General features: G+C 60.1%; 30 protein-coding genes and 2 pseudogenes. 25 read left to right on the plus strand and 7 right to left on the minus strand.

Features of this window, described 5'->3' with window-relative positions; genetic code table 11:
- Window positions 1–121: 121 nt before the first annotated feature.
- The gene (locus ACFO24_RS08070; protein WP_377737856.1) at window positions 122–1,903 is read left to right on the plus strand and encodes a GGDEF domain-containing protein; all 1,782 of its coding nucleotides are present in this window, start codon (window positions 122–124) and stop codon (window positions 1,901–1,903) included.
- Between the two features lie 216 nt (window positions 1,904–2,119).
- Window positions 2,120–2,941: a hypothetical protein gene (locus ACFO24_RS08075; RefSeq protein WP_377737857.1), complete on the plus strand. Its 822-nt coding sequence runs from the start codon at window positions 2,120–2,122 to the stop codon at window positions 2,939–2,941.
- A 41-nt stretch (window positions 2,942–2,982) separates the two neighbouring features.
- On the opposite strand, the gene ACFO24_RS08080 is transcribed toward ACFO24_RS08075, so the two are convergent.
- The 3 genes from ACFO24_RS08080 to ACFO24_RS08090 all read right to left on the minus strand — a co-directional run bounded on the left by ACFO24_RS08080 (window position 2,983) and on the right by ACFO24_RS08090 (window position 7,721).
- Window positions 2,983–4,281 carry a 3-deoxy-D-manno-octulosonic acid transferase gene (locus ACFO24_RS08080; RefSeq protein WP_377737858.1) on the minus strand — a complete coding sequence of 433 codons (1,299 nt, stop codon included), beginning with the start codon at window positions 4,279–4,281 and terminating at the stop codon, window positions 2,983–2,985.
- Between the two features lie 29 nt (window positions 4,282–4,310).
- A complete protein-coding gene (locus ACFO24_RS08085; RefSeq protein ID WP_207575063.1) occupies window positions 4,311–5,699 on the minus strand; it encodes a phosphomannomutase/phosphoglucomutase in 1,389 nt (462 codons plus the stop codon).
- Between the two features lie 93 nt (window positions 5,700–5,792).
- Window positions 5,793–7,721, minus strand: coding sequence for a propionate--CoA ligase (locus ACFO24_RS08090; protein WP_377737859.1), 1,929 nt, complete (start codon window positions 7,719–7,721; stop codon window positions 5,793–5,795).
- A 128-nt stretch (window positions 7,722–7,849) separates the two neighbouring features.
- Here ACFO24_RS08090 and ACFO24_RS08095 point away from each other — a divergent pair, with 128 nt between their 5' ends.
- Together ACFO24_RS08095 and ilvD are read left to right on the plus strand one after the other, a co-directional pair.
- Window positions 7,850–8,113, plus strand: coding sequence for a TIGR04438 family Trp-rich protein (locus ACFO24_RS08095; RefSeq protein ID WP_377737860.1), 264 nt, complete (start codon window positions 7,850–7,852; stop codon window positions 8,111–8,113).
- A 135-nt stretch (window positions 8,114–8,248) separates the two neighbouring features.
- Window positions 8,249–10,105, plus strand: a complete 1,857-nt coding sequence (ilvD, locus tag ACFO24_RS08100) for a dihydroxy-acid dehydratase (RefSeq protein ID WP_377737861.1) — start codon at window positions 8,249–8,251, stop codon at window positions 10,103–10,105.
- 43 nt (window positions 10,106–10,148) lie between these two features.
- Here the strand turns inward: ilvD and ACFO24_RS08105 are convergent, their stop codons facing one another.
- Window positions 10,149–10,637 (minus strand): RrF2 family transcriptional regulator, encoded by a 489-nt coding sequence (locus ACFO24_RS08105; protein WP_377737863.1) that lies wholly within the window; start codon window positions 10,635–10,637, stop codon window positions 10,149–10,151.
- A 129-nt stretch (window positions 10,638–10,766) separates the two neighbouring features.
- On the opposite strand from ACFO24_RS08105, the gene ACFO24_RS08110 reads away from it, so the two are divergent.
- The 4 genes from ACFO24_RS08110 (at window position 10,767) to ACFO24_RS08125 (ending at window position 13,904) form a co-directional block, all read left to right on the plus strand.
- Window positions 10,767–11,372 carry a hypothetical protein gene (locus ACFO24_RS08110; protein ID WP_377737865.1) on the plus strand — a complete coding sequence of 202 codons (606 nt, stop codon included), beginning with the start codon at window positions 10,767–10,769 and terminating at the stop codon, window positions 11,370–11,372.
- 156 nt (window positions 11,373–11,528) lie between these two features.
- A complete protein-coding gene (locus tag ACFO24_RS08115; protein WP_377737866.1) occupies window positions 11,529–12,584 on the plus strand; it encodes a methionine ABC transporter ATP-binding protein in 1,056 nt (351 codons plus the stop codon).
- Window positions 12,577–13,242: a methionine ABC transporter permease gene (locus tag ACFO24_RS08120; RefSeq protein ID WP_207575056.1), complete on the plus strand. Its 666-nt coding sequence runs from the start codon at window positions 12,577–12,579 to the stop codon at window positions 13,240–13,242. Before ACFO24_RS08115 ends, ACFO24_RS08120 begins: the two co-directional genes overlap by 8 nt.
- Window positions 13,243–13,463: 221 nt before the next feature.
- Entirely contained in the window at window positions 13,464–13,904 is a 441-nt protein-coding gene (locus ACFO24_RS08125; protein ID WP_377737867.1) for a c-type cytochrome, read from the plus strand.
- Between the two features lie 120 nt (window positions 13,905–14,024).
- Here the strand turns inward: ACFO24_RS08125 and mmsB are convergent, their stop codons facing one another.
- From mmsB to ACFO24_RS08140, 3 genes are all read right to left on the minus strand, one after another.
- Complete coding sequence (gene mmsB / locus ACFO24_RS08130) at window positions 14,025–14,921, minus strand: 3-hydroxyisobutyrate dehydrogenase (protein WP_207575054.1); 897 nt, start codon at window positions 14,919–14,921, stop codon at window positions 14,025–14,027.
- A 76-nt stretch (window positions 14,922–14,997) separates the two neighbouring features.
- Complete coding sequence (locus ACFO24_RS08135; protein ID WP_377737868.1) at window positions 14,998–16,164, minus strand: acyl-CoA dehydrogenase family protein; 1,167 nt, start codon at window positions 16,162–16,164, stop codon at window positions 14,998–15,000.
- A 130-nt stretch (window positions 16,165–16,294) separates the two neighbouring features.
- Complete coding sequence (locus tag ACFO24_RS08140; protein ID WP_377737869.1) at window positions 16,295–17,794, minus strand: CoA-acylating methylmalonate-semialdehyde dehydrogenase; 1,500 nt, start codon at window positions 17,792–17,794, stop codon at window positions 16,295–16,297.
- 146 nt (window positions 17,795–17,940) lie between these two features.
- Between ACFO24_RS08140 and ACFO24_RS08145 the strand changes: the two genes are divergently transcribed.
- The 17 genes and pseudogenes from ACFO24_RS08145 to ACFO24_RS08225 all read left to right on the plus strand — a co-directional run bounded on the left by ACFO24_RS08145 (window position 17,941) and on the right by ACFO24_RS08225 (window position 23,091).
- Entirely contained in the window at window positions 17,941–18,162 is a 222-nt protein-coding gene (locus tag ACFO24_RS08145; RefSeq protein WP_377737871.1) for a hypothetical protein, read from the plus strand.
- 175 nt (window positions 18,163–18,337) lie between these two features.
- Window positions 18,338–18,583: a DUF1010 domain-containing protein gene (locus tag ACFO24_RS08150; protein ID WP_377737872.1), complete on the plus strand. Its 246-nt coding sequence runs from the start codon at window positions 18,338–18,340 to the stop codon at window positions 18,581–18,583.
- Window positions 18,584–18,602: 19 nt separating this feature from the next.
- A complete protein-coding gene (locus ACFO24_RS08155) occupies window positions 18,603–18,902 on the plus strand; it encodes a DUF1010 domain-containing protein (RefSeq protein WP_377737873.1) in 300 nt (99 codons plus the stop codon).
- A 16-nt stretch (window positions 18,903–18,918) separates the two neighbouring features.
- Window positions 18,919–19,164 (plus strand): DUF1010 domain-containing protein, encoded by a 246-nt coding sequence (locus tag ACFO24_RS08160; protein ID WP_377737874.1) that lies wholly within the window; start codon window positions 18,919–18,921, stop codon window positions 19,162–19,164.
- An 84-nt stretch (window positions 19,165–19,248) separates the two neighbouring features.
- Window positions 19,249–19,464: pseudogene (locus ACFO24_RS08165) on the plus strand (DUF1010 domain-containing protein); the annotation flags it as partial.
- A 149-nt stretch (window positions 19,465–19,613) separates the two neighbouring features.
- Window positions 19,614–19,784: pseudogene (locus ACFO24_RS08170) on the plus strand (DUF1010 domain-containing protein); the annotation flags it as partial.
- A 35-nt stretch (window positions 19,785–19,819) separates the two neighbouring features.
- Window positions 19,820–20,062, plus strand: coding sequence for a DUF1010 domain-containing protein (locus tag ACFO24_RS08175; protein ID WP_377737875.1), 243 nt, complete (start codon window positions 19,820–19,822; stop codon window positions 20,060–20,062).
- A 30-nt stretch (window positions 20,063–20,092) separates the two neighbouring features.
- Window positions 20,093–20,341: a DUF1010 domain-containing protein gene (locus ACFO24_RS08180; RefSeq protein ID WP_377737876.1), complete on the plus strand. Its 249-nt coding sequence runs from the start codon at window positions 20,093–20,095 to the stop codon at window positions 20,339–20,341.
- A gap of 40 nt (window positions 20,342–20,381) precedes the next feature.
- On the plus strand, window positions 20,382–20,612 hold the full coding sequence (locus ACFO24_RS08185) for a LapA family protein (protein WP_111864150.1): 231 nt from the start codon (window positions 20,382–20,384) through the stop codon (window positions 20,610–20,612).
- Window positions 20,613–20,985: 373 nt separating this feature from the next.
- A complete protein-coding gene (locus ACFO24_RS08190; RefSeq protein ID WP_377737877.1) occupies window positions 20,986–21,222 on the plus strand; it encodes a DUF1010 domain-containing protein in 237 nt (78 codons plus the stop codon).
- Between the two features lie 32 nt (window positions 21,223–21,254).
- A complete protein-coding gene (locus ACFO24_RS08195; protein WP_333489918.1) occupies window positions 21,255–21,512 on the plus strand; it encodes a DUF1010 domain-containing protein in 258 nt (85 codons plus the stop codon).
- 16 nt (window positions 21,513–21,528) lie between these two features.
- A complete protein-coding gene (locus tag ACFO24_RS08200; RefSeq protein WP_377737325.1) occupies window positions 21,529–21,774 on the plus strand; it encodes a DUF1010 domain-containing protein in 246 nt (81 codons plus the stop codon).
- A gap of 30 nt (window positions 21,775–21,804) precedes the next feature.
- A complete protein-coding gene (locus ACFO24_RS08205) occupies window positions 21,805–22,047 on the plus strand; it encodes a DUF1010 domain-containing protein (protein ID WP_377737878.1) in 243 nt (80 codons plus the stop codon).
- Between the two features lie 28 nt (window positions 22,048–22,075).
- A complete protein-coding gene (locus ACFO24_RS08210; RefSeq protein WP_377737879.1) occupies window positions 22,076–22,366 on the plus strand; it encodes a DUF1010 domain-containing protein in 291 nt (96 codons plus the stop codon).
- Between the two features lie 30 nt (window positions 22,367–22,396).
- Window positions 22,397–22,651, plus strand: coding sequence for a DUF1010 domain-containing protein (locus tag ACFO24_RS08215; protein WP_106701886.1), 255 nt, complete (start codon window positions 22,397–22,399; stop codon window positions 22,649–22,651).
- Window positions 22,652–22,682: 31 nt separating this feature from the next.
- Window positions 22,683–23,039: a hypothetical protein gene (locus ACFO24_RS08220; protein ID WP_377737880.1), complete on the plus strand. Its 357-nt coding sequence runs from the start codon at window positions 22,683–22,685 to the stop codon at window positions 23,037–23,039.
- Window positions 23,026–23,091 (plus strand): DUF1010 domain-containing protein, encoded by a 66-nt coding sequence (locus tag ACFO24_RS08225; RefSeq protein ID WP_377737889.1) that lies wholly within the window; start codon window positions 23,026–23,028, stop codon window positions 23,089–23,091. The genes ACFO24_RS08220 and ACFO24_RS08225 overlap by 14 nt, the downstream gene beginning before the upstream one ends.
- Window positions 23,092–23,154 lie beyond the last annotated feature (63 nt).

A 23,154-nucleotide genomic window follows, 5' to 3' on the forward strand; every position in this document is an offset into this window, starting at 1 on the left:
ACCTCTCAAGGTTTTTCCTAGGCCCTGTCCAAGGGTTCTACCCCTGCAATGCCGCGTTCCCCTGTTTTTATAGTGGGGCGTGGCATTTATTCTTTCCCCTTTTCAGCAATTTCAGCATTGGATGGCGCGCTCCCCCAGGGCCGGTGCCTCTGGCGTGATTGCTGCCGTCTGGCTGGCCATTGTTTTGGCCGGTATTGGCGGGGCGGCTTTGACTTGGCAAACATCGCAGGCGCAGTGGCAGCAGCAACAGCAAAGCCAGCAGCGCTTCATTTTGCAAGCCTGGGCGCAGCAGCTGACCTTGCGTTTGGAGGGCTACCAGCGCGTGCTTTTGGGCATGGTGCATTTGGTGCAAACGCATGGGCTAGAGCGGGTGCAGCACGAGAAAATCTTTGCCGCCGGGTTTGAGTCCGTTTTTTTTGTGCCGCTGGATGGCCCGGCCCAAACGCTGGTGCCCATGCAACCGCACCCCAGCGGCGCAGCCCCGTCGTTTTCGCCCGTTGAGCACCGTTTGTTGCAGCGCGCGCAAGCGCAAGGTGGGCTGGCAGTGGCCGCACAAGCACGGCAGGCCGAATGGGTGCAGCTGACGTGGGTGCAGCCGCTGCGCAATTCTCAGGGGCAGTTGTCCGGGATGTTGCTGGCGCGAACGCAGTTGCCGCCAAGCTTGTTGTTGCCGAATTTTTTGGATTCAACCGAGGGGGCCGCAGACTGGGTGTTTACTGTGCAAGACAAAGGCTCCGGCTGGTCACTGCAGTCACCGAGGCAGGATGGGGTGCAAAAAACCGCACCTGCGCTGGCGGTAGAGACCTTGGCTTTGGCTGCGCCGGCTTGGGTGTTGCAAAGTCAGCTTACGGCAGCAGCACCGGCCTTGGCATGGCCGTGGCAGGGGCTGGTGCTGTTAGGGCTGGTGCTGTTAGGGCTGGTGCTGTGCATGGCGGTGGCGTACGGGGTGCGCCGCCAGTGGCGCATCGGCGGGCAGGGGGCCTCAGCGGGCCCCAGGGGGGTGCGGGCACATGCCCCCCCCAAGCGCAATAGTGCGCTGCGCTGGAATGGATTTTTACAAGCCAACCCTGGGGCGATGTGGGTGGTGCAAGGGCCGTTGATTCAAGCGGCCAATGCCCATGCCTGCACCTTGCTGGGCTATGCCCCTGAATTTTTGACCGGGGCGTGGCTGCACTATCTGCTGCTGGAGCATTCCCAGCAACACACCATACAGCAGGCGGTGCTGACCCATGGGCATTACCGTGGCTGGGTGCCATTGCGCAAGGCCGATGGCGCGGCGGTATGGGTGGAGGTTTCGGCTTACCGTTTGGACACGACGGATGATGCGTGCGATGCCACAGCTGCAACCGTATGGCAGTTGTGGACACCTTGGAGTCAGTTGCCGATCTGCACCAACCCAGCCCAGGCGGGGGTCGTGGCGCAGGAGGACTTGCTGCATTGGCTCCAAGCGCACCACCAGCATTACCAGCGCCAGGAGGAGGGAGCGCACCCGCAACCGGCCACGGGTAGCTTGCTGTTCATTGACATTGATTGCTTGGGGGCGCTGAACGAAGCCGTGGACCGCGCTTTTGGCGATCAGGTGCTCGCTTGGATTGGGCAGCTTTTGCGCCAGACAGTCTTGCCCATTGGCCGTGCTGTCCACTTGGGGGGCGATGAATTTGCCGCTATTTTGCCCACCGTGGGGCAGTCCCACGCGCTGATGATTGGTGAGCAGCTGTGCCAGCAGGTTCACGATTGGCAGCCCCAGTGGCAAGGCGAAAAGCACTGGATCAGCATCAGCATTGGGGTGGTGGCGTGGGATGCGCGGCTGCATGACGGGCCCAGCATTTTGCGCGCTGCCGATATGGCTTGTTACCAGGCCAAACGCAAAGGCAAGGCGCAGGTGGTTGTGGGCATGCTGTAAGAACGTGTTCACAATCTTCTCGCGGGTGTGCAGTCGCGGCCTCGGGCGGTCTGCGGCGTTGCAAATCCTCGCCATAGCTACCGCTATGTCTGTGGTTTGCGCCTTGCAGCCCATCCCGATCCGCACCCCGCACCCCTTCGCGCGCAGATCGTGAACACGTTCTAAGCAAACGGGCTTTTCTCGGGCCATACTTAGGGTTTTCAAGAAACCTCACGCATGAAAATTACCCATCTTTGGCAACGTGCTCGCAGTGCTTGGCAGCGTATTGCTGGTACGGTTGCTGGCGCTGGCGCACAGGACGCGGCTCCTAGCGTTGCGCTGGATGCGGTCAAAGAGCGGTTTGCCCAGCTGCAGCTGCCCACCATGCCCGCCGTGCCGGGGCTGCGGCTGCACATGTTGATTAAGTTGGGGCCGATCCCTTTGCCGAGGGCCGTGCGCTGGGAAGGGCATGGCATGTATGCCCTGGCCTGGGCCGGTACGGCGTTGCTGGCTTGGGGGGCTTGGCAGATTCCGGTGGAATGGTTGCTGGAATATGGGCTGGTGGCGGTGGTGGTGTTTGCCGTCTTGTTTCGCCTGGAGGGCCCGCGCACGCGGCATGAGCGGCGCATGCGCCAAGCACAGGTCGAGTTGTGCCGCAGCCATTATTTAGAGGCGGAGCAGCATTTGCAAACCATCTTGCACACACGGTTTGCCGAGCGGATGCAAGCCTTTCAGGCCTTGCAGCATTTGCACGAAGCGGCCAGCCAAGCGATTGCCGCTGTCGAAGGCGCGAATGCGTCGGCGCTGTATGTGCACGACGGTATGCAAACTTGGGAGCAGCAGCTGGCCGCAGAAGTTGAAGACCTGGAAGCCCAAATGCTCGCGCTCGTGCACGAGCTGGAGGCGTTTTCCAGTGTGCACAAAAAAGAAATTGACGATGCCATCACGGCCCGCCATGACGCGCGTTTGGCCTATTGGCAGGCACGCCTGGATGCCTCTTTGTTTACCGGGGAGATGGTGTACCCCGTGCCAGAAGCGCCAGCAGATAAAAAAATATAAGTCTTTTTGGCCTCTAGCGCTTATCCAGCAAGCGTAAACAGCTATGGATTTGAATACTTCTTTTGCAGCATTACGCGCACAATCGCCTGGGCCTGGGCTTGGGCGGCACCCCGGTGTGCTTGGGCAAAGGCCAGCGCGGCTTGGTGGGCGGCATCCAGGGCATCGCTGTCGTACAGCCAGTTCAGGGCTTGGTGCACGCCGTCGTGCATATCGCTGGCCCGCACCGCCGCACCACTGGCGCAGGCCTGCTCTGCCGCTTGGGCAAAGTTAAAGGTGTGCGGCCCCAGCACAATGGGGCAGGCACAGGCGGCCGCTTCAATCAGGTTTTGCCCGCCCAGCGGGGCAAAGCTGGCCCCCAGCAGGGCGGCGTGGGCGCTGGCGTAGTACAGGGGCATTTCGCCCAGGCTGTCGCCCAGCCAGACATCCACATTGTGCGGCGGCAGGCGTTCGCCCCAGTGGCTGCGCCGGGCCACACGCAGGCCCGCGTCGGCCAGCAGCTGCGCGACCGCATCAAAGCGCTGCGGATGGCGCGGCACGATCAGCCATTGCACTTGCTGGGCGGCGGGCGTGCTGCGCCAAGCCTGCAGCCACAGGGCTTCCTCGCCCTCGCGCGAGCTGGCCAGCAGCAGCACGGGGCGGCGACTGGCCGAGCGCCAGGAAGCGCCCAAGGCGAGCAAGGCCGGGTCGGGCTGCACATCAAACTTTAAATTGCCCAACACCGACGGCTGCGGCGCACCCAACTGCCGCAGGCGCTCGGCATCTTGCGTGGTTTGGGCCAGCACGGCGGCCAAGGCGGCGTACGCCGGGCGGGACAAAGCCGACCAGCGCTTGGCCCCGGCAAAGGATTGGGCATTGAGCCGCGCATTGGTCAGCACCAAGGGCACGCCCGCCCGCTGGCAGCCGGCGACCAGGTTGGGCCAGACTTCGGTCTCCATCAGCACGCCCACCAGGGGCTGAAATTGCTGCAAAAAGCGCTGCACCGCTGCCGGGGTGTCCCAGGGCAGCCAGACTTGCACATCGTCTGGCAGCAGCAGTTTTTGCCCCTCGGCCCGCCCGGTGGCGGTGCTGTGCGTCAGCAGCAGGCGCAGCTGCGGCAGGCTGGTGCGCAGGGTGTTGATGAGCAGGGCTGCGGCCCGGGTTTCCCCGAGGGAGACGGCGTGTATCCACACCCATTGCCCCGCCCCATCGCGCCCCAGCGTGTCTGGGCAGTAGTAGCCAAAACGCTCGGGCACGGCCTGGGCGTAGCCCGGCTCGGCCTGGGCCCGGCGGCGCAGTTTGCGCTTGAGCAGCGGTTGGGCTGCCCACGTGAGCAAGCTGTACAAAGTGCGGGCAATCGACATCGGCGGGCGTTTTTCTGTGGGGGCGGGCTTTAGTGGGCGGCTCCGCCAATCTGGGCTTCGGGCTTGACGCGGTGCAGCAGGGCCAGCATTTGCGCTTGGATGCGGGCCAGCGCCTCGGGCGTTTGCCCTTCAAAGCGCAGCACCAGCACCGGGGTGGTGTTGCTGGCGCGGATCAGGCCAAAGCCATCGGGCCAATCGACGCGCAGGCCGTCGATGGTGGAGATCTCCGCCGGGGCGGCAAACGCCTGGGGGGCCAGGGCTTGCAGTTGGGCGGCCAGGGCGTGCGGCTCGCCCTCGGCGCAGGCCACGTTCAGCTCAGGGGTGCTGTGCGAAAGGGGCAGGGCATTGAGCACAGCGCTGGGGTTGGCGTGGGCACTGACAATTTCCAGCAGGCGGCAGCCGGCGTAGGTGCCATCGTCAAAGCCGTACCAGCGCTCTTTAAAAAAGATGTGGCCACTCATCTCGCCGCCCAGCGGGGCGTTCAGCTCTTTCATGCGGGCTTTGACCAGCGAGTGGCCGGTTTTGTACATGTGCGGCACCCCCCCGGCAGCGCGAATGGCTGGGGCCAGTTGCTGGCTGCATTTCACATCAAACAGAATCGGTGCGCCGGGATTGCGCGAGAGCACATCTTGGGCGAACAGCACCAACTGGCGATCAGGAAAGATGTTTTGCCCATCTTTGGTGACGATGCCCAGGCGGTCGCCATCGCCATCAAAGGCCAGGCCGATTTCGGCATCCGAATTTTCCAGCGCGGCCATCAAGTCACGCAGGTTTTCCGGCTTGCTGGGGTCGGGGTGGTGGTTGGGGAAGTTGCCATCGACCTCAGAAAACAGCTCAATCACTTCACAGCCCAAGGCACGGAAAATGCCTGGTGCCGTGGCCCCGGCAATGCCGTTGCCGCTATCGACGACGATTTTCATGGGGCGTTTGAGCTTGACATCGCCCAGGATGCGCTCGCGGTAAGCGGGCAGCACGTCCTCTTCGCGCAGGGTGGCACCGCCTTGCAATTGCCAATCTTGGGCCTGGATGCGCTGGTACAGGGCTTGGATCTCAGCGCCGTAAATTGCCCGCCCAGCCAACACCATTTTGAAGCCGTTGTAATCCTTGGGGTTGTGGCTGCCGGTGACCTGGATGCCGCTGGCGCACAGCGTGCTGGCGGCAAAGTACAGCATGGGGGTGGTGCACTGGCCAATGTCGATGACCGATACCCCCACGTCCATCAGCCCGGCGATCAGCGCCTGGCTCAACGTTGGCCCGGACAGGCGGCCATCGCGGCCCACGGCCACGGTGGTTTGCTGTGCTTGGCGGGCGGCCATGCCAAAGGCCCGGCCCAGGGCGCGGGCCACGTCGGCATTCAAGGTGCTGGGCACGATGCCGCGCACGTCATAGGCTTTGAAGATGGAGGGGGAAATGTGCATGTCAGGGGGAGAGAGTCGGGGCAAAAAAAAGCGGGGCATCGTTGCCCCGCCGCATTGTAGTGGCGCTGTTTCACGCCAACACCGGTAAACGGCTTATGCCGTGGCCAGCAGTTCTTTCACCTGGTTGAGGGCCGTGGGGTCTTCCATAGTGGTTAAGTCGCCCGGGTCGCGCTGTTCGGCCACGGCCTGCAGGGCGCGGCGCAACAGTTTGCCGCTGCGGGTTTTGGGCAGCAGGTTCACAAACAGCACCCGGGCGGGGCGGGCCACCGCGCCCAGTTGGCTGTCCACTTGCTTCATGACTTCGGCCTCCAGGGCGGCTTGTCCCTCCGCCGTGGCCACCTGGTTGGCATCGCGGGCCACGGCAAAGGCCATGGCCACCTGGCCCTTGAGCTTGTCGGCCACGCCGACCACGGCGACCTCGGCAATGCCGTTGTGGCTGCTGATGCTTTCTTCAATCTCCCGGGTGCCCAGGCGGTGGCCGGCCACGTTGATCACGTCATCAGTGCGGCCCAGAATGAAGTAATAGCCATCGGCATCTTGGATGCCCCAGTCAAAGGTGCTGTAAATCTGGCGGCCTGGGATGCTGCTCCAGTAGGTATTAACAAAGCGCTCATCGTCGCCCCACACAGTTTGCAGGCAGCCCGGTGGCAGCGGCCCTTCCATGGCCAGCACGCCTTTTTGGTTGGGCTCGGTCAGCGCTTGGCCGGTGGCCTCATCAATCAGCTTCACGTTAAAGCCGTACACCGCTTTGCCTGGGCTGCCAAAGCGGCTGGTTTGCTGCTCCACACCATTGCACAGCGTAAGAATGGGCCAGCCCGTTTCGGTTTGCCAGTAGTTGTCGATGATGGGCACTTGCAACGCGCCGCTGATCCATTGGGCGGTGGGTTGGTCCAGCGGCTCGCCGGCCAGCCACAGCGCTTGCAGGCTGGAGAGGTCGTATTTTTTCAAATACGCCGGGTCTTGCTTTTTCAGCACCCGCACCGCCGTGGGGGCGCTGAACATGTGGCTGACGCGGTATTTTTCGACCAGGCTCCACCAAATGCCCGCATCCGGGCGGGTGGGCAGGCCCTCGTACATGATGGTGGCCATCCCGGCAATCAGCGGGCCATAGACGATGTAGCTGTGCCCCACCACCCAACCAATGTCGCTGGTGCAAAAAAAGGTTTGCCCCGCCTGGCCCGCAAAGATGTGCTGCATGCTCGATGCCAAGGCCACCGCATAGCCGCCGGTGTCGCGCTGCACGCCCTTGGGTTTGCCAGTGGTGCCGCTGGTATAAAGAATATAGCTGGGGTCGCTTGAATTTAGCCATGTACAGGGCACTTTTGCCTCTGAAAACTGTGGCTGCGTGCGCAAAGTGCTCCATAAATGATCGCGCCCAGCCTGCAGCGGCATGGGGGCCAGGCCGCGATCGACCAGCAGCACCGCCGCAGGTTTGTGCTTGGCCAGCTGCAGGGCTTCATCCAGCAAGGGCTTGTAAGCAATGGCTTTGCCGCCGCGCGAGCCGGCATCGGCGCTGATCACCACCTTGGGCTGGGCATCGTCGATGCGCGAGGCCAGCGAGACCGAGGCAAAGCCGCCAAACACCACGCTGTGGATGGCGCCCAGGCGCACGCAGGCCAGCATGGCAAAGGCCGCTTCGGCAATCATGGGCATGTAAATTTGCACCCGGTCGCCCTTGCCCACGCCAAACGATTGCAGCACGGCGGCCATGCGCTGCACTTCTTCGTGCAGCTGGGCAAAGGTGTAAACGCGCTCGGTGTTGGTCTCGGTCGATACGGCGATGATGGCCGGCTGGTCCGCACGCTGGGCCAAGTGGCGATCAACGGCGTTGTGGCACAGGTTGAGCTGGCCATCGGCAAACCAGCGGGCAAAGGGCGGGTTGTGGTAATCACAGGCCTGCTGGGGCGCTTGGTGCCAGTCGATGGCACGGGCTTGTTCCAGCCAAAATGCCTCGCGAGTGTCTGGCGCAATCGATTGGCGGTAAAAATCGGCGTAATCGCCAGGGCTGGTGGGTTGGGGCATTGCGGGGGTCTCCATAGAGTGTGGTTTTTTTTGCATTCTGGGCGGACAAGGCTTGCGCAAGGCTGACAAGCGCAGTGCCAGCTTGGGAATAGGATGACATTTTTGTGGGTTTTCCCCTAGGAGTAGCTATGTGGTTGTTTTCCGTTGCAGTTCTTTTGGCGGTGCTCAAAGCCTTGGTGCAGCAAGAAATTGTGAGTTTCACCTGGCTGGCGCAGCTGTCTTGGTGGTGGGTGATTGGCATGTTTGGGCTGACCGCCGCGTGGTGGGCCTACGCAGATTTTTCGGGGCTGACCCGGCGCAAAGCGCAAGAGCGGATTGACGAGCGCAAAAAAGAGCGCCAGCGCAAAGCCCGTGAGGCCCTGGGCCATGCCTCCCAACGCCAGCGGCGCTGATGCGGTGTCGCTAATGGCGCAGGCGGCAGCCGCGCCTTGGCAGCAATGCGGGCCAGTCTCCGACAAAAGGACTGGGACATAATTGAAACCTTGGGCCTGCTGCAGACAGGCCTTTGGCTTTACAAGAGACTTGCTATGCCCGTTTACCGCTCTAAAACCTCCACCGCTGGCCGCAATATGGCTGGTGCCCGCGCCCTGTGGCGTGCCACTGGCATGAAAGATGCCGACTTTCAAAAGCCCATCATCGCCGTGGTGAACTCTTTCACCCAGTTCGTGCCGGGGCATGTCCACCTCAAAGACATGGGCCAGCTGGTCGCCCGCGAGATCGAGGCCGCTGGCGGCGTGGCCAAAGAATTCAACACCATTGCCGTCGATGACGGCATCGCCATGGGCCACGACGGCATGCTGTACTCGCTGCCCAGCCGCGATGTGATTGCCGACTCGGTCGAATACATGGTCAATGCCCACTGCGCCGATGCCATGGTGTGCATCTCCAACTGCGACAAGATCACCCCGGGCATGTTGATGGCTGCCATGCGCCTGAATATTCCGGTGATTTTTGTCTCGGGCGGGCCCATGGAGGCGGGCAAGGTGTCCCTGCTCAAGCCCGAAACCAAAACCTTCCACGCGAAAAAACTCGATTTGATCGATGCCATGGTGATGGCAGCGGACGAGCACGCCAGCGATGAAGAAGTGGCTGAAGTAGAGCGCAGCGCTTGCCCCACCTGCGGTTCATGCTCTGGAATGTTTACCGCCAACTCCATGAACTGCCTGACCGAAGCCATGGGCCTGGCCCTGCCAGGCAATGGCACCTTGCTGGCCACCCACGCCGACCGCGAAGGCTTGTTCAAACGCGCCGGGCGGCGCATCGTTGAGCTGGCCCGCCAGTATTACGAAGGCGACGATGCCAGCATCCTGCCGCGCTCGGTGGGTTTCAAGGCCTTTGAAAACGCCATGGCGCTGGACATTGCCATGGGCGGCTCGACCAACACCATCTTGCACCTGCTGGCCATTGCGCAAGAGGCGGAGATCGCCTTCACCATGCAAGACATCGACCGCCTCTCGCGCGTGATTCCGCAGCTGTGCAAGGTCGCGCCCAATACCGAGAAATACCACGTGGAAGACGTACACCGCGCCGGTGGCATTTTTGCCATCCTGGGTGAGTTGGAGCGCGCGGGCAAACTGCACACCGATGTGCCCACTGTGCACGCCAAAACCCTGGGCGAAGCCCTGGCGCAGTGGGACGTGGTGCGCACCCAGGATGAAGCCGTACACACCTTCTTCAAAGCCGGCCCCGGTGGCATTCCCACGCAGGTGGCCTTTAGCCAAAGTGCCCGCTGGCCCAGCCTGGATCTGGACCGTGCCCTGGGCTGCATCCGCTCTTACGAGCACGCCTTTAGCAAAGAAGGCGGCCTGGCCATCTTGGTGGGCAACATCGCCCTCAATGGCTGCGTGGTGAAAACCGCCGGGGTGGACGATTCCATTCTGGTATTTGAAGGCCCGGCCCACGTGGTCGAAAGCCAGGACGAGGCCGTGGCCAACATCCTGAGCGACAAGGTCAAGGCGGGCGATGTGGTCATCGTGCGCTACGAAGGGCCCAAAGGCGGCCCCGGCATGCAAGAAATGCTCTACCCCACCAGCTACATCAAGAGCAAGGGCCTGGGCAAGGCGTGTGCACTGCTGACCGATGGGCGTTTTTCCGGCGGCACCTCGGGCCTGTCGATTGGCCACTGCTCGCCCGAGGCGGCCGCTGGTGGCACGATTGGCTTGGTGCAAAACGGTGACCGCATTCGCATTGACATCCCCAACCGCAGCATCAACGTGCTGGTCAGCGATGAGGAGCTGGCCCGCCGCCGCGTGGCGCAAGATGCCAAAGGCTGGAAGCCTGCTCAACCCCGCCCGCGCAAAGTCTCGGCGGCGCTGAAAGCCTACGCCAAGCTGGTCACCAGCGCCGACACAGGCGCGGTGCGCGATCTTTCGCTGCTGGACTAAACGGATTAAGCCCCGGCGCGTGCGCTACCGAGAAAGCCAGGACTTAGTCCTGGCTTTCCTCTTTTTTGGCTTTGTGAATGCACGCCACAATGCTGGGCTCAAGGGGGGTGGCTGGTGCCTGCAGGTGGGGCAGGCCAGGCAGCAAATCGGCCAACGTAAATTGGTCCAAATGCGTCAGGAAGGCTTTAAGGGCCCCATCCAAAACACCGGTCAGGCGGCAATTGCCGGCCAGCAAACAGCTGTTGGAATCGGCCAAAAAGCACTCCACCAAGGCCAAGCTGGGCTCCATGCTGCGCACCACGGCACCAATGCGAATGTCTTCTGGGGCATGGGCCAGGCGAATACCCCCGCCTTTGCCGCGCACGGTGGTCAGCCAGCCTTGCAGTGCCAGTTGGTGGGTGACCTTCATCAAGTGGGTTTGAGAGATTTGCTGGGCTTGCGCCACTTCGGAAATCGTGCACAGACGGTCGGGGTTTTGCGCCACATGCATGAGCAGGCGCAAAGCAAAATCAGTTAAAGAAGTCAGGCGCATAGCGTTAAAGGTATATTTTTTATAAATGTAGTTTTTGGATAGTCGCACATTCTATGAATATCGCTATTCCAGTAAGGTTTGTTGTGCGTCAATCAATGCGACACTAAACCCTTATTTCGGGAGAATCTGATGCCAAAAAAAATAGCAAGCGGCGTATTGGTGGCCGCCCTGGCGCTGGTCGGCTGTTCCAGTGCGCCCAAGCCGCAGAACCAAGTGGGTGAGGTGCAGATCACGCGCAATGCCCAGGGCGAAGCGCAAACTGCACAGTTTTCGCCCCTGCCCCTCGATTGCAGCAACCCGTTGCGCTGCCCCATGCTGGGGCTGGCCTGGACGGCAGAAAAACCCAAGCAAGCCTTGCTGACGGTGGGTTTTACCCGTGGACAACATGCCCCGGTGGAGATGATTGAGTTTGATGCCCGCCCCTATGGCCCCATGCGCGTGCGCTCTTTGGCAGCTGAGCAGCCGCAGCCCAACCAGGTGGTGTTTCAAGTGCCCATTGAGACCTTGGAGCGCCTGGCCCTCTCGCGCGGCGCTTTGGTGCGCGTACACAGCGCTGGCCACGTGCTGGAAGAAAGCTTTTTAACCGGCGAAAAGGCCAGCCCGGCGGCCAATGCCGTCAAGCGCTGGCTGCAGCAAATCTACAAAGGGACGGACAAAGAGCAGGCGCTGGGCCTCAAAGGCATTTTCATGGACCAAACCTACCAGCACGACCACAGCTACCGGCCTGAGCGGTAAACACGCCCCGAAAACCTGAGTTTTTGCGCTGCCCCAGGGCAGCGCTGCTGTTTTTGGGCATGATGGCGGGTTTTTTTCATTGGCCGTAGGCTTTTTTAAGAACGTGAACACGTTCTAAGCTGTTGCGCCCAGTTGCGGGCGTGGATTCAAACAAACATGATCGACATTCAGGACTTATCCCTGACCTACGCCGGCCCACAAGGCCCGGTACACGCGCTGAAAAATATCAACTTGCACATCCAGGCGGGGGAGGTTTTCGGCATCATTGGGCGCAGTGGCGCGGGCAAAAGCTCGCTCGTGCGCTGCATGAACCTGCTCAACCGCCCGGTCAGCGGCAAGATGATCGTCAATGGTCGCGATTTGCTGCAACTATCGGATGCCCAACTGCGCCAAGCCCGGCAAGAGATTGGCATGGTGTTTCAGCACTTCAACCTGCTGTCTTCGCGCACCGTGTTTGACAACGCCGCCCTGCCGCTGGAGCTGGCCGGGGTGAGCAAGGCCGAGATTGCCCAGCGCATCACCCCGCTGCTGGAGCTGGTGGGCCTGGCGCACCTGGCCAACCGCTACCCAGCGCAAATTTCTGGCGGGCAAAAGCAGCGCGTGGGCATTGCCCGGGCGCTGGCCAGCAACCCGCGCGTGCTGCTCTCGGACGAGGCCACCAGCGCCCTGGACCCCGAAACCACCCGCTCCATTCTGGATTTGCTGCGCCAGGTCAATCGCGAGCTGGGCGTGACCGTGGTGCTGATTACCCACCAAATGCAGGTCATCAAACAAATTGCCGACCGCGTGGCGGTGATGGAGGCCGGGCAAGTGGTCGAACTGGGCGCGGTGCTGGACGTGTTTACCAACCCGCAGCAAGCCATCACCCAAAGCCTGATTGACGAAATCGTGCCGCAAGAGCTGCCCGCCAGCGTGCAACAGCGCGTGCAGGCCCTCACCCTGGGCCTGCCCGCCGGGCAAAGCGGGCAACTGCTGCGCCTGTCCTACGCGGGCGATTCGGCCTACCAGCCGGTGCTGTCGCACTTGATTCGCGAGCTGGGCCTGGACTTGTCCATCCTGCACGGGCAGATTGATGACATTCAGGGCCAAACCTTTGGCTCCCTGGCCGTGTTTGCCAGCGGGCCACCGGCGCAGATTACGGCCGCCATCGCCTATTTGCAGCGCAACGGCGTGCAGGTGCGCCAACAGCCCCAAGGAGGTCGCCATGTTTGAAAACTTCTCTGAAATGATGCTGGAGCTCTTTGCCGAAGCCCTGTGGGAGACCGTGCTGATGGTCGGTGTCTCGGGCCTGCTGGGCGGCCTGTTTGGCATTCCCCTGGGCGTGTTTTTGCGTTTGACCGACAAGGGCGGCGTGCTGGAAAACACCCCGCTGAACGTGGTGGTGGGCGGGCTGGTGAATGCGGCGCGGTCCACGCCCTTCATTATTTTGCTGGTGGCCATCATCCCATTTACCCGCTGGATCACCGGCACGTCGATTGGCACCTGGGCGGCCGTGGTGCCGCTGACGGTGGCCGTTGCCCCCTTTATTGCCCGTTTGGTGGAAACTGCTTTGCGCGAAGTCGATGCCGGCCTGATTGAAGCGGCCCAATCCATGGGCGCAACCACCAGCCAGATCGTCTGCAAGGTGCTGCTGCCCGAAGCCATGCCCGGCATTGTGGCGGCGCTGACAATCAGCTTGGTCAGCTTGACCGGCTACTCCGCCATGGCCGGTGCCGTGGGCGGTGGCGGCCTGGGGGATTTGGGCATTCGCTACGGTTACCAACGCTTTTTGCCCGATGTGATGCTGGCCGTGGTGGTGATTTTGATTGTCTTTGTGCAGCTGATCCAAAGCTTTGGCGATTGGTTGGTGCGGCGCATCAGCCATCGATAAAAAGAGCATCTTCCGCTTATAAATAAAAGGTTTCAGATAAGTTTTTATCTGAAACCTTTTTTATTCAAGCGTGCAGTGCTCTTGGTAGGGCGGGTCAATCGCACGGTGGGATGGTTATGACCATACAATCATCATGGATATAGCGCATCTGCACAGATGCTTGGCTGTTCTCTTTTTTTCCCATCTTGGCACTGCTGGTGCCACAACCACCACGCACCGTTATGAAAAAACCCGTTTTGCTTTCCACCCTTGGCGCATGGCTGCTGGCCTGTGCCGTGCCCTTGGCCAACGCCAATACCGCAGACACCGTGGGTAAAAAAATTTATGAAACAACCTGCGCTGCTTGCCATGCCAATGGCGTGGCCTCGGCCCCCAAGCCTGGCGATGCCAAAGCCTGGGCTCCGCTGATTGAAGAAGGGCAAGATATCTTGACCGCCCATGCCTGGGTAGGCGTGCGGGCCATGCCTGCACAAGGCGGTGCGCCCGACCTGACCCTGGATGACTTTGCCCAAGCCGTCGCCTGGATGGCCAGTGCCTCGGGCGGCAACTGGAAAGCCCCGGATGCGGCCATGATGCATCGCATTCGCCATGAGGCTGCCGAGCGCCTGGAGCAAGACATCAAGGCCAAAAAAGCCATGAAGAAAATGCTCGAACGCGATTGATGCAATGCAAGCGATCAGGGTGCTGCTGTGCATTTGCCCTGATGGCTGAATGCAGCTTCCCTTTATAAAAAAAGCCACCGGCACAAACCGGTGGCTGTTTTGTTTTTAACGGCGGTGGTTTTACCCCTGTTTTTGCAGCATCTTGATTACGCTGGAGAAGTCTTCTGCGCCATGTCCGCCCAGGCTGTGCGCAGCGTACAGCGAACGGGCCAGGCCGCCCAGGGGGGTGCTGGCTTTGACGGCGGTGGCGTTTTCTTGCGCCAGGCCCAGGTCTTTGAGCATCAGATCGGTGCCAAAGCCACCGGCGTAGCCCTTGCTGGCCGGGGCAGCTTCGTGCACGCCAGGGTAGGGGTTGTACTTTTCCAGGGCCCAGTTGCCCCCCGAGCTGCGGCGCATGATTTCGGCCAGCACTTTGGGATCGAGGCCGTTGGCCACGCCCAGGGCCATGGCCTCGCTGGTGCCGATCATCAAGATGCCTAGCAGCATGTTGTTGCAGATTTTGGCGGTTTGGCCCGCGCCGATATCGCCCGCATGGAAGATGTTGGCCCCCATTTTTTCCAGCACCGGGCGGGCGCGTTCCAGTTGCGTTGCGCTGGCACCGACCATAAAGGTCAGCGTACCGGCCACGGCACCGCCCACGCCACCTGAGACGGGGGCATCAATAAAGTCAATGCCGGCGGCCTGCGCAGCTTGGGCCACCTTTTGGCTGGTGGCGGCGGCGATGGTGGAGCTGTCAATCACCAGCGTGCCTTTGGTCATGCTGGCCAGCAGGCCAATTTGCCCTTCGCGGCCCAGGTACAGGCTTTCAACGTGCTGGCTGGCGGGCAGCATGCTGATGACGACTTCTGCGCCTTGCACCGCGTTTTGCGCGCTGACGGCCGCCTGGCCGCCTGCCGCGACCACGCTGGCGATGGCGGCGGCGCTGAGGTCAAACACTTTGACGTTGTGGCCGGCTTTGACCAGGTTGATGGCCATGGGGCCGCCCATGTGGCCCAGGCCGATAAATCCGATTTGCATGGTGTGTCTCCTGTTGGTGGATGGTTGGTGTTGTGAATGCAGATGCTGGCTTGGCGACGCAATTGGCGACTGAATGCTAGCGAATGGCCTCTGGCGCATCGCCATCGAGCATTCTGCGGCCAATGATCACGCGCATGATCTCGTTGGTGCCTTCCAAAATTTGGTGCACGCGGGCATCGCGCAGCAGGCGCTCTAGCGGGTATTCGCGGATGTAGCCATAGCCGCCGTGCAGCTGCAGCGCCTCGTTGATCACCGTAAAGCCCGCATCGGTGGCAAAGCGCTTGGCCATGGCGCAGTAGGTGCTGGCATCGGGCGCACCGGCATCGAGCTTGCTGGCAGCCAAACGCACCATCTGGCGCGCGGCGACCAGCTCGGTGGCCATGTCGGCCAGCTTGAACTGCAGCGCCTGAAAGGCCGCAATCGGTTTGCCAAACTGCTTGCGCTCTTGCATATAGCGCTGGGCGTGGGCCAAGGCCCCTTGCGCCGCGCCCACTGAGCAGGTGGCAATGTTGATGCGCCCGCCGTCCAGCCCCTTCATGGCAATTTTGAAACCCTCGCCCTCGCGCCCGAGCAGGTGGTTGGCGGGAATGCGCACATTGTCAAAACTGATGGTGCGCGTGGGCTGGCTGTTCCAGCCCATTTTTTCTTCTTTTTTGCCGTAGCTAATGCCGGGCAGATGCGCCGGCACGGCAAACGCGCTGATGCCGCCTGCGCCCGACTGCGCATCGCCCGTGCGCGCCATCAGCACCAGCACATCGGTGGAACCTGCGCCGCTGATAAACGCCTTGCTGCCGTTGATGACGTATTCGCCGCCCACCAACTCGGCGCGGGTTTTGATGCTGGCCGCATCCGAGCCGCTGCCCGGTTCCGTCAGGCAATAGCTGGCCAGTTTTTGGCCGCTGGTCAAGGCATCGCCCCATTCGGCGCGCACCTCGTCGGTGGCCCAGGTGCCCAGCATCCAGGTCGCCATGTTGTGGATGGTGATGAAGGCCGTGGTGCTGGGATCAACCGCCGCCAGCTCCTCAAACACCAAGGTGGCATCCAGCCGGGGCAGCTGCAGGCCGCCAATGCACTCGGGCGCGTACAGACCGCAAAAGCCCAGCTCGCCCGCTTTGGCGATGGCCTCCACCGGGAAAATGCCCTCGGCATCCCAGTGCGCAGCGTGCGGGGCCAACTCGGCCTGGGCAAACTGCCGCGCCGTATCGGCAAAGGCGCGTTGGTCTTCGTTGAGTTCAAAATCCATACAGGTCTCCTAATTTTAATAGCTATTAGCGCTTATAAATAAAGGGCTAGAGCCTGATTTTGTGCATAAATCTTGGGGCGAAAGCGCCAGGGCAGCAGGGCTGCACCTAGCGCCTTCTTTGGGGGCTGGCTTATTTCAAGCTGATCGTGGTGTTTACGCCGTGGCTCAGGGTGCTGTCGTCAAACCAGCGGGCCGTCACCGTTTTGGTCTGGGTGTAGAACAGCACCACTTGCTTGCCGTAGGGGCCCAGATCGCCCAGCTTCGAGGCGCGGCTGCCGGTGAACGAGAACAGCGGCACGGGCACCGGCACGGGCACGTTGATGCCCACCTGGCCCACGTCGATCTCTTCCTGGAACTTGCGCGCTGCGCCGCCCGACTGGGTAAAGATGGCCGTGCCGTTGCCGTTGGGGTTGGCGTTGATGAACTCGATGGCCTCATCCAGCGTGGCCGCCTCGACCACGCACAGCACGGGGCCAAAAATTTCTTGGTCGTACACGCTCATGCCGGGCTTCACGCCGCTGAAGATGGTCGGGCCGACAAAGTTGCCCTTTTCGTAGCCGGGCACCGTGGGCTTGCGGCCATCCAGCTCCAGCTTGGCACCATCGGCAATGCCGCGCTCAATCAGGCCCTCAATGCGGCTCAAAGCGCTGCACGAAATCACCGGGCCCACATCGGTGCCCGGCTCATTGCCGCCGCTGATTTTCAGCGTTTTGGCTTTGGCGATCAGGTCGGGCAGCCACTGCTGCGCCTCGCCCACCAGCATCACCACCGGCAGGGCCATGCAGCGCTGGCCCGCTGCGCCAAAGGCGGCACCGGCAATGGCGTTCAGGGTTTGCTCTTTATTCGCATCGGGCAGCACGATGGCGTGGTTTTTTGCGCCCATCATGCATTGCACGCGCTTGCCGTTCAGGCTGGCGCGGTTGTACACATGCGTGCCCACGTGGGTCGAGCCCACAAAGCTAATCGCCTTGATGTCCTTGTGGTCGCAAATGGCGTTTACCGCATCCTCGCCGCCGTGAATCACGTTCAGCACCCCGGCCGGAATCCCGGCTTGCAGTGCCAGCTCGCACAGGCGCATGGTCACCATCGGGTCTTGCTCAGACGGCTTGAGCACAAAGGTATTGCCCGTGGCAATCGCCATGGGGAACATCCACAGCGGAATCATCGCCGGGAAGTTAAACGGCGTAATCCCCGCGCACACGCCCAGCGGCTGCAGCAGCGTGTAGGTATCGACACCACCGGCCACGTTGTTGGCCAGCTCGCCCAGCTGCAGATTGCCGATGGCGCTGGCGTGCTCCACCACCTCCAGGCCACGGAACACGTCGCCCTCTGCGTCGGGCAGGGTTTTGCCCTGTTCAGCCGTCAGCAACGCGGCCAGCTCGCCCATGTTTTCGCGAATCAGCTGCTGCAGCTTCAAAAAAATGCGGGCGCGGGCACCAATGGGGGTTTTCTTCCACGTCTTGAACGCTTCCTTGGCCGCAGCCACCGCGGCGTTGATCTCGTCCTGCGTAGCAAAAGGCACGCGGGCCAGCACTTCTTGCGTAGCGGGATTCACCACATCACGCCACTGGGTGGTTTTGGATTCAACAAATTCGCCGTTGATAAGTAGCTTGACGGTAGGGATGCTCATTGCGCAATGTCTCCTGGAGGGTGAAAAAAACCGGTCTAAAGCCGGATAAACAAAATCGATAAGCCCATGGTAGTGTGCAAATTTGATAGAGCAATAGGCGTTTGTGCAGTTTTTATCTGCAAAAAAGCACAGATGCACTGCTACGCATGGATTGGGATCATTGGCGCTTTTTTGCGGCGGTGGCGTACAGTGACGATTTACGCCGCTACCGTTTTATTCATTGCGTGGACGATTTGCTGGCAAGCCTGCTTTACCCGCACCTTCTGGATGCGCATGCCCGAAGAAGCCAAAACCGAGCCCCGCTTCAGGCCGTGCGGCGCTTTTTAAAAGACGTGGTGCGCGAACGGCAAGAGGAATGGGTGAAGTAAGGGTTTGTAAGGCGGGTGTAACAAAAGTTTGGATGATGGGTAGGTGCTTCGTCTGGAATTTTTTAGGGGTGCCTAATTTTTTCTCAGAGGGAGGTAGGGAAATTTTTTTGTAATAGGCGGTCTGATTTTTGAGAAATTAGGCTGTCTAATTCTAGTTAGTCCCATCACCCGTTTCATGCGCGCAGCCACCTGTTCCAGCGCTCCGCCCTGTTCCAAAGGCTTTCAAGCCTTTTTGGCCTCCAGCGCCTGTGCAGCAAGCGCCACCAGCTATCCTTCTTGCAGCGCTGCGCCGCTTCCGTGGCCCAGCGGTTTTTCTTGGGCTGCGCCCTTGTCCAAGTCTGGGCGCCCCCTTTTGGCCTTCGGGTCTAACTCTGCGCTCAAGCGGACTGGCTTTCAGCCAGCCGCTTACCTTGGCCGTTAGTCCCTTCACATTCCGCGTCATGCAGGCCGCCATTAACTCCAGCGCTTTGCCTTTCTCCAAGGTTTCTCCTTGGGGGTTTTGGCGCTCTGCGGGGCTTCGCCTGCGTTCGCTTCGGCAGGTTCAAGCCTTTTTGGCCTCTAGCGCCCGTTTATCCAGCGCCACCTGCTATCTTTCTTGTAGCGCTGCGCCGCTTCCGTGGCCCAGCGCTTTTGCGTGGGTTGTGCCCGTCTTCAAGTCAGGGCGCCCCTTTTTGGCCTTCGGGTCTAACTCTGCGCTCAAGCGGACTGGCTTTCAGCCAGCCGCTTACCTTGGCCGTTAGTCCCATCACCCGCTTTATGCGCGCACCCACCTGTTCCAGCGCTCCGCCCTGTTCCAAAGGCTTCCAAGCCTTTTTGGCCGCCAGCGCTTGTGCAGCAAGCGCCACCAGCTATCATTTTTGCAGCGCTTCGCCGCTTCCGTGGCGCAGCGCTTTTGCGTGGGTTGTGCCCGTCTTCAAGTCAGGGCGCCCCTTTTTGGCCTTCGGGTCTAACTCTGCGGTCAAGCGGACCCGCATTCTGCGGGCCGCTTACCTTGGCTGTTAGCCTCTTAGAATCCCGCATTATTTAAGCCAATGGTTTATTCACCGGCATTTACCTTCTCAAGCGTTTATTCGTTGGGTTTTTGCCGTGTGCCGGGCTTCGCCTTGGGGCGCTGCGCCAGTTCAAGTCTTTTTGGCCTCTAGCCGTTGTGCAGCAAGCGTCACCAGCTATCATTTTTCAAGCAGTGCGTCGCCTCCGTGGCACACTGCTTTTTCGTGGTTTGCGCCCGTCGTCAATTTGGGGCTTCCCGTTTTGGCTTCTGGGTCTAACCGGGCAGTCAAGCCGACCTGCCTTCGGCAGGCGGCTTACTTTCGTTCGTTAGCCTGCGAAAAACCTGCTTTATTCAGCCCCATGCTTTATTCACCGGCATTTATTTTCTCAAGCGTTTATTCGCTGGGTTTTTACCGTGTGCCGGGCTTCGCCTTGGGGCGCTGCGCTGTTTTCAAGCCTTTTTGGCCTCTAGCCCTTGTGCGGCAAGCGCCACCAGCTATCATTTTTCAAGCAGTGCGTCGCCTCGGTGGCGCACTGTTTTTTCGTGGTTTGCGCCCATCGTCAATTTGGGGTTTCCCGTTTTGGCTTCTGGGTCTAACCGGGCAGTCAAGCCGACCCGCCTTCGGCGGGCGGCTTACTTTCGTTCGTTAGTCCCATCACCCGCTTTATGCGCGCAGCCACTTATTTCAGCGCTCGGCCCTGTTCCAAAGGCTTATCTGCCTTTTTGGCATCCAGCGCTTGCCAGCCAAGCACCACCAGCTATCATTCTTGCAGTGCTGCGCCGCTTTCGTGGCCCAGCGCTTTTTCTTGGGCTGCGCACCTCTTCAAGGCAGGGCGCTCCCTTTTGGCCTTCGGGTCTAACTCTGCGGTCAAGCGGACGGCTTCGCCGCCGCTTACCTTGGTTCGTTAGCCTGCTTTTTATTCCTGCTCATTTCAGCCCATGAATATTCAAACGCCATTTACCCTCGCAAACGTTTATCCGCTGGGTGTTTGGCGTTCGCTCGGGCTTCGCCTGCGTAGGCTGTGCCAGTTTCAAGCCTTTTTGGCCTGTAGCCCTTGCGCAGCAAGCGTAGGCAGCTCTGGTTTTCGTAGTCTGTGGCCTGTGCGGTCACTTTCGTTTTTGCGCTTTGGGTCTAACCCGGCGCTCAAGCCGACCCGCATACTGCGGGCGGCTTATCTTGTTCGTTAGGCTTTGCATCCAACAGTACGTAATCTTCAAGGAGAGCTAAATGCGCTATCTGTATCTTGCAATCGTCATCCTCATGACACTCGTCGTCGTCACATTCATGGTCCAAAATAGCGGCAGTGCGACGGTTTCCCTCCTTTCTTCTTCAGCGACGTTGCCTTTATCGCTGTTGACCTTAGGCACCTACTTCTTAGGCATGCTGACAGGTGGCATGCTCATTGCTTTCATTCGATCATTGGTTCGCGGCGCAACCAAGCCGCAACCAAATCAGTAGATGCAGGCATAGCCTAACAATTCGTTCAAGCCGACGCCGCTTCGAGGCGCGGCTTAACTCAGGTGTTAGCCTGCCGCGCGTTTGCGTGCCCACTTCACAGCCCATGGTTGCTTTGCCCGCTGTCGTTCATTCGCAGGTTTTGCCGCTGGCGTTCGGTCGCTCTGCGGGGCTGCGCCTGCGTGGGTTCGGGCCATTCGGCTCTTGCCTCGTTACAGCCCGCAGGCTATGGTCACACCTTGCTCGCGCAGTCTCTCTTGGGGGCTGCGTTGTCTTCCATCCTGCTGGGTCTAACCCGGCAGTCAAGCTGACCCGCCAAAGGCGGGCAGCTTACTTTGTCCGTTAGCCTGCTTTTTATTCCTGCTCATTTCAGCCCATGAATATTCAAGTGCCATTTACCTTCGCAAGCGTTTATCCGCTGGGTGTTTGGCGTTCGCTCGGGCTTCGCCTGCGTGGGTCGTGCCAGTTTCAAGCCTTTTTGGCCTCTAGCCCTTGTCCAGTAAGCGCTAGCAGCTCTTTTTTTCGTAGTCCGTGGCCTGTGCGGTCACTTTCGTTTTTGCGCTTTGGGTCTAACCCGGCGCTCAAGCCGACCCGCATACTGCGGGCGGCTTAGCTTTTTCGTTAGTCCCTTCATATTCCCGCTTTATGCAGGCCGCTATTTATTCCAGCGTTTTGTCCATCGCAAAGGTTCAGCCTTTGGCGCTTGGCCGTTGCGCTGGGCTTCGCCTGCAATCGTTGCGCAGTTTTCAAGCCTTTTTGGCCTCTAGCTCCCGTCCCGCTTGCGCTAGCAGCTCTTTCTTTGGTAGCGTTTTGCGGGTGCGCGGCGCTTTTTCAAACCCCGGCGGGTCTAACCCGGCGGTCAAGCGGACCCGCCTACGGCGGGCCGCTTACCTTGGCCGTTAGTCCCATCACCCGCTCTATGCGCGCACCCACCTGTTCCAGCGCTCCGCCCTGTTCCAAAGGCTTTCTAGCCTTTTGGGCCTCCAGCGCTTGTGCAGCAAGCGCCACCAGCTATCCTTCTTGCAGCGCTGCGCCGCTTCCGTGGCCCAGCGCTTTTTCATGGGCCGCGCACGTCTTCAACGCTGGGCGCTCCCTTTTGGCCTTCGGGTCTAACTCTGCGCTCAAGCGGACTGGCTTTCAGCCAGCCGCTTACCTTGGCCGTTAGCACCACAGAAAACCTGCTTTATTCAAGCCCATGCTTTTTCAAACGGCATTTAATTTCTCAAGCGCTGTTCAGCGCTTGGTTTGTCGTTTCTCCGGGCTTCGCCTGTATTTTCTGCGCCAGTTTCATTTTTTAAGCGCTGCGCTGCCTCGGTGGCGCAGCGCTTTTTCACAGTTCGCGCCCGTCGCCAAATTCGCGTTACCTGTTTTGGCTTCTGGTTCTAACATTTCGGTCAAGCCGACCCGCCTACGGCGGTCGGCTTACCTCGCCCGTTAGCACCACTGAAAACCAATTTATTTTGCCCATGCTTATTCAAACGGCATTCAATTTCTCAAGCGTTGTGCAGCGCTTGGTTTGTCGTTTCTCTGGGCTTCGCCTGCTGGCGTTACGCTGGTTTGTGGTCTTTTTGGCCTCTGGCCCTTGTGCAGCAAGCGTAAGCAGCTATTTTTTTCGTAGTGCTGCGCAGCCTCGGTGGCGCTGTGCTTTTTCGCAGTTCATGCCCGTCGCCAAATTCAGGTTATCGGTTTTGGCTTCTGGCTCTAACATTTCGGTCAAGCCGACCCGCCTACGGCGGTCGGCTTACCTCGCCCGTTAGCCTGCCTTTTATTCCTGCTCATTTCAGCCCATGAATATTCAAACGCCATTTACCCTCGCAAGCGTTTATCCGCTGGGTGTTTGGCGTTCGCTCGGGCTTCGCCTGCATGGGTTGTCCCAGTTTCAAGCCTTTTTGGCCTCTAGCCCTTGTGCAGCAAGCGCAGGCAGCTCTTTTTTCCGTAGTCCGTGGCCTGTGCGGTCACTTTCGTTTTTGCGCTTTGGCTTTGGGTCTAACCCGGCGCTCAAGCCGACCCGCATACTGCGGGCGGCTTATCTTTTTCGTTAGTTATGAATTATAAATTTTATGGAGAAGTAAGATGAGTAGTTATACGGGCCTGTATGTTCAATGCTTAGAAAGCGGAGAAATCCATGGCGTTCAAGTTGTTGATCCTTTTGGAAATTCTCTGTCACTTGAGCCTGAAATATATATTAAGCGTCAGATAAATCCTCCAATTAACACGCTTCCTAATATCGATGACTATAAAGCTGAAATCTCTAAACCAAAGGTTTCTCCGATAATTTTGGCGCTCGTAGATTGGGTAAATGGCAAAAGCGTGCCCGAAGAAGCTCTCTATAGAATGCAGCAATTTGGCTTCATTTTTCCAGACCTTCAGGGTGTTTTAAAGCTAACACCATACGGTGAGCAAACGCTTCGGGAAAATGGGTTGCTCTAACCCGGCGCTCAAGCCGACCCGCCTGCGGCGGTCGGCTTACCTCGCCCGTTAGCCGCTTAGAAACCCGCTTTATTCAGGCCCATGTTTTATTCACCGGCATTCACCTTCTCAAGCA

It is taken from the genome of Comamonas denitrificans, assembly GCF_042654745.1.
GTDB lineage: Bacteria > Pseudomonadota > Gammaproteobacteria > Burkholderiales > Burkholderiaceae_C > Comamonas > Comamonas denitrificans.

What these genes read in the sequence shown, in the direction of transcription:
- ACFO24_RS08070 (WP_377737856.1), top strand. Translation starts at nt 122, where the DNA reads ATGGCGCGCTCCCCCAGGGCCGGTGCCTCTGGCGTGATTGCTGCCGTC.
- ACFO24_RS08075 (WP_377737857.1), top strand. Translation starts at nt 2,120, where the DNA reads ATGAAAATTACCCATCTTTGGCAACGTGCTCGCAGTGCTTGGCAGCGT.
- ACFO24_RS08080 (WP_377737858.1), bottom strand. Translation starts at nt 4,281, where the DNA reads ATGTCGATTGCCCGCACTTTGTACAGCTTGCTCACGTGGGCAGCCCAA.
- ACFO24_RS08085 (WP_207575063.1), bottom strand. Translation starts at nt 5,699, where the DNA reads ATGCACATTTCCCCCTCCATCTTCAAAGCCTATGACGTGCGCGGCATC.
- ACFO24_RS08090 (WP_377737859.1), bottom strand. Translation starts at nt 7,721, where the DNA reads ATGCCCCAACCCACCAGCCCTGGCGATTACGCCGATTTTTACCGCCAA.
- ACFO24_RS08095 (WP_377737860.1), top strand. Translation starts at nt 7,850, where the DNA reads ATGTGGTTGTTTTCCGTTGCAGTTCTTTTGGCGGTGCTCAAAGCCTTG.
- ilvD (WP_377737861.1), top strand. Translation starts at nt 8,249, where the DNA reads ATGCCCGTTTACCGCTCTAAAACCTCCACCGCTGGCCGCAATATGGCT.
- ACFO24_RS08105 (WP_377737863.1), bottom strand. Translation starts at nt 10,637, where the DNA reads ATGCGCCTGACTTCTTTAACTGATTTTGCTTTGCGCCTGCTCATGCAT.
- ACFO24_RS08110 (WP_377737865.1), top strand. Translation starts at nt 10,767, where the DNA reads ATGCCAAAAAAAATAGCAAGCGGCGTATTGGTGGCCGCCCTGGCGCTG.
- ACFO24_RS08115 (WP_377737866.1), top strand. Translation starts at nt 11,529, where the DNA reads ATGATCGACATTCAGGACTTATCCCTGACCTACGCCGGCCCACAAGGC.
- ACFO24_RS08120 (WP_207575056.1), top strand. Translation starts at nt 12,577, where the DNA reads ATGTTTGAAAACTTCTCTGAAATGATGCTGGAGCTCTTTGCCGAAGCC.
- ACFO24_RS08125 (WP_377737867.1), top strand. Translation starts at nt 13,464, where the DNA reads ATGAAAAAACCCGTTTTGCTTTCCACCCTTGGCGCATGGCTGCTGGCC.
- mmsB (WP_207575054.1), bottom strand. Translation starts at nt 14,921, where the DNA reads ATGCAAATCGGATTTATCGGCCTGGGCCACATGGGCGGCCCCATGGCC.
- ACFO24_RS08135 (WP_377737868.1), bottom strand. Translation starts at nt 16,164, where the DNA reads ATGGATTTTGAACTCAACGAAGACCAACGCGCCTTTGCCGATACGGCG.
- ACFO24_RS08140 (WP_377737869.1), bottom strand. Translation starts at nt 17,794, where the DNA reads ATGAGCATCCCTACCGTCAAGCTACTTATCAACGGCGAATTTGTTGAA.
- ACFO24_RS08145 (WP_377737871.1), top strand. Translation starts at nt 17,941, where the DNA reads ATGGATTGGGATCATTGGCGCTTTTTTGCGGCGGTGGCGTACAGTGAC.
- ACFO24_RS08150 (WP_377737872.1), top strand. Translation starts at nt 18,338, where the DNA reads ATGCGCGCAGCCACCTGTTCCAGCGCTCCGCCCTGTTCCAAAGGCTTT.
- ACFO24_RS08155 (WP_377737873.1), top strand. Translation starts at nt 18,603, where the DNA reads ATGCAGGCCGCCATTAACTCCAGCGCTTTGCCTTTCTCCAAGGTTTCT.
- ACFO24_RS08160 (WP_377737874.1), top strand. Translation starts at nt 18,919, where the DNA reads ATGCGCGCACCCACCTGTTCCAGCGCTCCGCCCTGTTCCAAAGGCTTC.
- ACFO24_RS08175 (WP_377737875.1), top strand. Translation starts at nt 19,820, where the DNA reads ATGCGCGCAGCCACTTATTTCAGCGCTCGGCCCTGTTCCAAAGGCTTA.
- ACFO24_RS08180 (WP_377737876.1), top strand. Translation starts at nt 20,093, where the DNA reads ATGAATATTCAAACGCCATTTACCCTCGCAAACGTTTATCCGCTGGGT.
- ACFO24_RS08185 (WP_111864150.1), top strand. Translation starts at nt 20,382, where the DNA reads ATGCGCTATCTGTATCTTGCAATCGTCATCCTCATGACACTCGTCGTC.
- ACFO24_RS08190 (WP_377737877.1), top strand. Translation starts at nt 20,986, where the DNA reads ATGAATATTCAAGTGCCATTTACCTTCGCAAGCGTTTATCCGCTGGGT.
- ACFO24_RS08195 (WP_333489918.1), top strand. Translation starts at nt 21,255, where the DNA reads ATGCAGGCCGCTATTTATTCCAGCGTTTTGTCCATCGCAAAGGTTCAG.
- ACFO24_RS08200 (WP_377737325.1), top strand. Translation starts at nt 21,529, where the DNA reads ATGCGCGCACCCACCTGTTCCAGCGCTCCGCCCTGTTCCAAAGGCTTT.
- ACFO24_RS08205 (WP_377737878.1), top strand. Translation starts at nt 21,805, where the DNA reads ATGCTTTTTCAAACGGCATTTAATTTCTCAAGCGCTGTTCAGCGCTTG.
- ACFO24_RS08210 (WP_377737879.1), top strand. Translation starts at nt 22,076, where the DNA reads ATGCTTATTCAAACGGCATTCAATTTCTCAAGCGTTGTGCAGCGCTTG.
- ACFO24_RS08215 (WP_106701886.1), top strand. Translation starts at nt 22,397, where the DNA reads ATGAATATTCAAACGCCATTTACCCTCGCAAGCGTTTATCCGCTGGGT.
- ACFO24_RS08220 (WP_377737880.1), top strand. Translation starts at nt 22,683, where the DNA reads ATGAGTAGTTATACGGGCCTGTATGTTCAATGCTTAGAAAGCGGAGAA.